Genomic DNA, 5,271 nt, shown 5'->3' with positions numbered 1-5,271 from the left:
GTTGGTGTCGATCGGCTCGGCGCGGGTGGGTGCAGGCGCCGCCGGCGCGGCAGCCGGCGCGGCGGCGGGCACGGTCGCGGGCGCGGCCGCAGCTGCGGATCCCGGCTCGCCGATCCGGATGATCGGGGTGCCGACCTCGACGGTGTCCCCCTCCTTGACGAGGAGGGCGAGCACCTCGCCGGCGTAGGGCGACGGCAGCTCGACGATCGACTTGGCGGTCTCGATCTCGACGATCACGTCGTTGATGGCGACGACGTCGCCCTCCTTGACGCGCCAGGCGACGATCTCGGCCTCGGTGAGGCCCTCGCCCACGTCGGGGAGCTTGAACTCGGATGCAGTGGTCACGATCGGCTCCTTCCTCAGAACCCGAAGGTCCGGTCGACGGCGTCCAGCACCCGGTCGAGGTCGGGCAGGTACGCCTCCTCGATGCGTGCGGGCGGGTACGGCGTGTCGAAGCCGCCGACCCGCAGCACCGGCGACTCCAGCGAGTGGAAGCACTCCTCGGTCACCCGGGCTGCGATCTCGGCGCCGACGCCGAGCGTCAGGTGGGCCTCGTGGACCACGACGAGCCGTCCAGTGCGTCGTACGGACTCCTGGACGGGTGCGAGGTCGAGCGGCGAGAGGGTCCGCAGGTCGATCACCTCGATCGACCGGCCCTCCTCCCCAGCCACGGCGGCAGCGTCGAGACAGGTCGAGACCGTCGGGCCGTAGCCGACCAGGGTCACGTCGGTGCCGGGCCGCACGACCCGTGACTCCCAGAGGGGGCCCAGCTCGGCCGACTCGTCCACGTCGGCCTTGGCCGAGTGGTAGAGCCGCTTGGGCTCGAGGAAGATCACCGGGTCGTCGGAGGCGATCGCCTGCTGGATCATCCCGTAGGCGTCGGCGGGGTTGGAGCAGGCGACGACCTTCAGTCCGGGGGTGTGCACGAACTGCGCCTCGGGCGACTCGCTGTGGTGCTCCACGGCGCCGATCCCCCCGCCGAACGGGATCCGGATCACGAGCGGCACCTTGACCCGGCCCTTGCTCCGGAAGTGCAGCTTCGCGACCTGGCAGACGATCTGGTCGTAGGCGGGGTAGACGAAGCCGTCGAACTGGATCTCCACCACCGGGCGATAGCCGCGCATGGCGAGCCCGACGGCCGTACCGACGATGCCGGACTCGGCGAGCGGTGTGTCGATCACACGGTCGTCGCCGAAGTCCTTCTGCAGGCCGTCGGTGATCCGGAAGACGCCACCGAGCCGGCCGACGTCCTCGCCCATCACCAGCACGTTGCCGTCGTCCTCCATCGCACGACGCAGGCCGGAGTTCAGCGCCTTCGCGAGGGTCATGGTGGTCATGCCGACACCTCCTCGGCCTCGTCGGAGAAGGACGCGAGGTAGGCCTCGTAGGACGCCTGCTGCGCGGCCAGCTCGGCCGGCTTCTCGGCGTACACCAGGTCGAAGATGCCGGTCGGCGTGGGATCCGGCAGCTCGTGACACTCGCGCCGCATCCGCTCACCGAGCTCGTCGGCCTCGTTCGCCACCTCCGCCAGGAACTCGTCGTCGACGAGGCCGTTGCGCCGCAGGTACACCTCCACCCGGGCGATCGGGTCCTTGAGCTTCCAGTGCTCGACGTCCTCGCTGAGCCGGTACCGGGTGGGGTCGTCGGTCGTGGTGTGGGCGCCCATCCGGTACGTGTAGGCCTCGACGAAGGTCGGGCCCTGGCCGTCACGGGCGCGCTGGAGCGCGGCCTGCGTCACGGCGTACGTCGCCAGCACGTCGTTGCCGTCGACCCGCACGCCGGGGAAGCCGAAGCCGTGGGCCCGGCGGTAGAGGGGGATCCGGGACTGCCGCTCGAACGGCTCGGAGATCGCCCACTGGTTGTTCTGGCAGAAGAACACGACGGGCGCGTTGTACGACGCCGCGAACACGAACGCCTCGTTGACGTCGCCCTGCGAGGACGCTCCGTCACCGAAGTGCGCGACGACGGCGGTGTCTCGGGTCGGATCGCCGGTGCCGACGGCACCGTCGCGCTGGACACCCATGGCGTAGCCGGTGGCGTGGAGCGTCTGGGCGCCGATCACGATCGTGTAGAGGGCGAAGTTGTGCTCGTTGGGATCCCAGTCACCGTGGCCGACACCACGGAACAGGCTGAGCAGTCGGACCGGGTCGACCCCGCGGCACCAGGCGACGCCGTGCTCGCGGTAGGTCGGGAAGACGAAGTCCTGGGGAGCCAGCGCCCGACCGGCACCGATCTGCGCGGCCTCCTGGCCGAGCAGCTGCGCCCAGAGGCCGAGCTCACCATGGCGCTGCAGGGCAGTGGCCTCGATGTCGAGCCGCCGAACCAGCGTCATGTCGCGGTAGAAGCCGCGCAGCTGATCCGCGGAGAAGTCGAGGTCGAACTCCGCGTGATGGACCCGCTCCCCCTCCGGCGTCAGGAGCTGCACGAGCTCGGGGTCGTCGGCTGCTGCCGGGGCCGGTCCGAAAACAGGGTCGGTCATGACCTCACCACTCCTTGCATCCGCCGCCGGCGGGGTCTCCGCGGCACGGGTCGGGGTCGCTGCGTGGTCCGGATCGATCACAGGGGTGGCGTGACTGTGAGCCGGCCCACATTCTCGCTGCCACGATACTCGTCCGCGCTGCGAGTCAGTGCATCTCCCCCAGGTGCTCGTGGTCGCGGTGTCCGACCGGCTCAACCTGGAAGGTCGCATGCTCGACACCGAAGTGCGCCGCGACGCAGTCGCCGAGCGCGTCCAGCACCCCACCGACACCCTGTGCCAGAACCTCGTCGGTGACCGAGACATGGGCCGAGAGGCTCGTCATGCCGCTCGTGATGGTCCACGCGTGCAGGTCGTGCACGTCCACGACACCCGGCGCGTGCAGCAGGTGGTGGCGCACCTCGTCGAGGTCAAGGTCGACGGGTGCGAGCTCCAGCAGCACGCGGCCGGCGTCTCGGATGAGCAGCACCGCCCGCGGCAGGACCAGCGCGGCGATGAGCAGGGAGGCGACCGGGTCGGCCCGTTCCCATCCCCACACGACGATCACCAGGCCCGCGACCACCGCGAGGACCGATCCGAGGAGGTCGGCCAGGACCTCGTTGATCGCGCCGCGCATGTTGAGCGACGAGCTGTCGGCGCGGCTGAGGATCAGCATCGACACCGCGTTGGCCACCAGGCCGACGAGGGCGAAGAGCACCATCGCCCCGCCCGCCACCTCCTGGGGGGCGGCGAGCCGGGCGATGCCCGCGTAGCCGAGGTAGCCACAGACCCCGAGCAGCACGACGCCGTTGACGAAGGCCGCCATCACCTCGACGCGGTGGTAGCCGAAGGTCGAGCGGCCGGTTCCAGGACGGGACGCGACGTACGACGCACCCAGGGCGAGCACGACGGCACCCGCGTCCGTCGCCATGTGACCCGCGTCGGCGAGCAGCGCCAGGGAACCGGTCGTCCAGGCGCCGACCAGCTCGACCACCAGGATCGTGCCCGTGACGGCGAGCACCCAGCGCAGCCGGGACCGGTCCTCCGCCCGGCCGGCGGCGTGGCCGTGCCCGTGACCCGCACCCATCCACCCACCGTAGCGAGCCGAGCAGGCCGCGGCCGGAAGGCCGGTTCAGCCCCGGTTGCTGGGCGTCAGCCAGGCGCCGGGGTCGGGGCCCTTGGGGACGATCTGCGTCGGGTTGATGGTGGTGTGCACGACGTAGTAGTGCCGCTTGATCTGGTCGAAGTCGATCGTCTCGCCGAAGCCCGGGGTCTGGAACAGGTCGCGCGCGTAGCCCCACAGCGCGGGCAGCTCGGCGAGCGTCTGCCGGTTGCACTTGAAGTGGCCGTGGTAGACCGCGTCGAACCGCGCCAGCGTCGTGAACAGACGCACGTCGGCCTCGGTGATCGCCTCGCCCATCAGGTAGCGCTGGTCGGTCAGGCGCTCCTCCAACCAGTCCAGAGCGGTGAAGAGACGGTCGTACGCCTCGTCGTACGCGTCCTGGGAGCCGGCGAAGCCGCAGCGGTAGACACCGTTGTTGACCTCGGTGAAGATCCGCTCCATCACCTCGTCCATCTCCTCGCGGAGACGGACGGGCCAGAGGTCGGGTGCATCCTCACGGTGGAACTCCTTCCACTCGTGGAAGAGGTCGTGGGTGATCCACCGGAAGTCGTTGGTGATGAGCTTCCCCGTCGACTCCTCGACGATCGCGGGCACGGTGATGCCGCGGGAGTAGTCGGGGAGCCGCTTGAGGTAGGCCTCCTGGAGCCGCTCGATGCCGAGCACCGGGTCGCGCCCGCCGGGGTCGAGGTCGAAGGTCCAGCTGCGCTCGTCGTGAACGGGCCCCGGCATGCCGAGCGAGATCACGTCCTCGAGACCGAGCAGCTTGCGAACGATGATCGAACGGTTCGCCCATGGGCAGGCCGCCGCGGCGACGAGCCGGTAGCGGCCCGGCTCCACGGGCCACAGCTCGCCGGCGACCGGTCCGTGCTCGGGCCGTCGGGCGTCCCTGGTGATCCGGTCGGGGACGTAGTTCATGTCCCGCGTGTACGCCTTCTTCGCCTCAGCCATACAAATCAGCCTAGGAGGGCGGCGGCCACTCGCCGCCGCCAGAATGTGTCGAGCCACGGGGGTAGGCCCCGTGGCTCGGGATAGCCGTGGCTGGGCTCAGCCGCCCTCGGTGTAGACGAAGCCGTCGACGAGCCAGACGCCGTCAGTGGCGACGAGGTTCCACGTGGAGTCGAGCGTCTTGCCGGTGTTGGGGGCGAAGACGTCGCCGGTCACGACCGCTGTGGTCCCGCTGATCCGGGGCTCGTCGAAGGTGTATTCGGCGTTCGACATCTCCAGGTTGCCGGCGTTCGCCTGGCAGCCCGCCTGGTCGGTGAACTCGCGCTGGAAGTACTCCGGGGTGGAGAGCCCCTCGACGGCGAGGCAGTTGCCCTCGAGCAGGGAGTCGAGGAACGCCTGCGAGGTGATCGTGGGCGATTCGGTCGGAACGTCGCCGGAGTCCGTGGTCTCGGTGGTGTCGGACTCGGTCGGCGACTCCGTCGTCGCCTCCGACGTGGTCGGGTCGTCCTTCGCACCCTTGACGTCGTCGTCGTCGCCGAGCAGGGCGAACGCCAGCACCGCCGCACCGACCAGCACGAGCACGGCGACCACCGCGATGATGCCGATGATGAGGCCCTTCTTGCTCCCGCCACCACCGGTCGGAGGAGCCCCGAACCCACCAGGGCCACCCGGGTAGCCGCCACCGCCGGGATAGCCGCCGGGGCCCTGCGGCGGATAGCCACCAGGACCCTGCGGCGGATAGCCGCCC

Annotated in this window: 6 protein-coding genes; all 6 read right to left on the bottom strand. The window is 70.4% G+C overall.

Annotated features, from left to right (window positions below):
• The coding region (locus tag E7Z54_RS05310) for a biotin/lipoyl-containing protein (RefSeq protein WP_346763532.1) at positions 1 to 345 on the bottom strand (345 nt) is incomplete at its 3' end.
• Between the two features lie 14 nt (positions 346 to 359).
• Positions 360 to 1,337, bottom strand: coding sequence for an alpha-ketoacid dehydrogenase subunit beta (locus tag E7Z54_RS05305; protein WP_136431967.1), 978 nt, complete (start codon positions 1,335 to 1,337; stop codon positions 360 to 362).
• Positions 1,334 to 2,479 (bottom strand): pyruvate dehydrogenase (acetyl-transferring) E1 component subunit alpha, encoded by a 1,146-nt coding sequence (pdhA, locus tag E7Z54_RS05300; RefSeq protein ID WP_136431966.1) that lies wholly within the window; start codon positions 2,477 to 2,479, stop codon positions 1,334 to 1,336. Before pdhA ends, E7Z54_RS05305 begins: the two co-directional genes overlap by 4 nt.
• 145 nt (positions 2,480 to 2,624) lie before the next feature.
• Positions 2,625 to 3,542: a cation diffusion facilitator family transporter gene (locus tag E7Z54_RS05295; RefSeq protein ID WP_136431965.1), complete on the bottom strand. Its 918-nt coding sequence runs from the start codon at positions 3,540 to 3,542 to the stop codon at positions 2,625 to 2,627.
• 45 nt (positions 3,543 to 3,587) lie between these two features.
• Positions 3,588 to 4,526: a glutathione S-transferase family protein gene (locus E7Z54_RS05290; protein WP_136431964.1), complete on the bottom strand. Its 939-nt coding sequence runs from the start codon at positions 4,524 to 4,526 to the stop codon at positions 3,588 to 3,590.
• Positions 4,527 to 4,622: 96 nt separating this feature from the next.
• On the bottom strand, positions 4,623 to 5,271 hold a 649-nt coding region (locus E7Z54_RS22950), incomplete at its 5' end, for a hypothetical protein (protein ID WP_206056023.1).

Origin of the sequence: Nocardioides sp., assembly GCF_004803405.1 — a bacterium.
GTDB lineage: Bacteria > Actinomycetota > Actinomycetes > Propionibacteriales > Nocardioidaceae > Nocardioides > Nocardioides vastitatis.
Note: the sequence above shows the minus strand (reverse complement) of the source record. Positions and strands in the feature narration are given on the sequence as shown.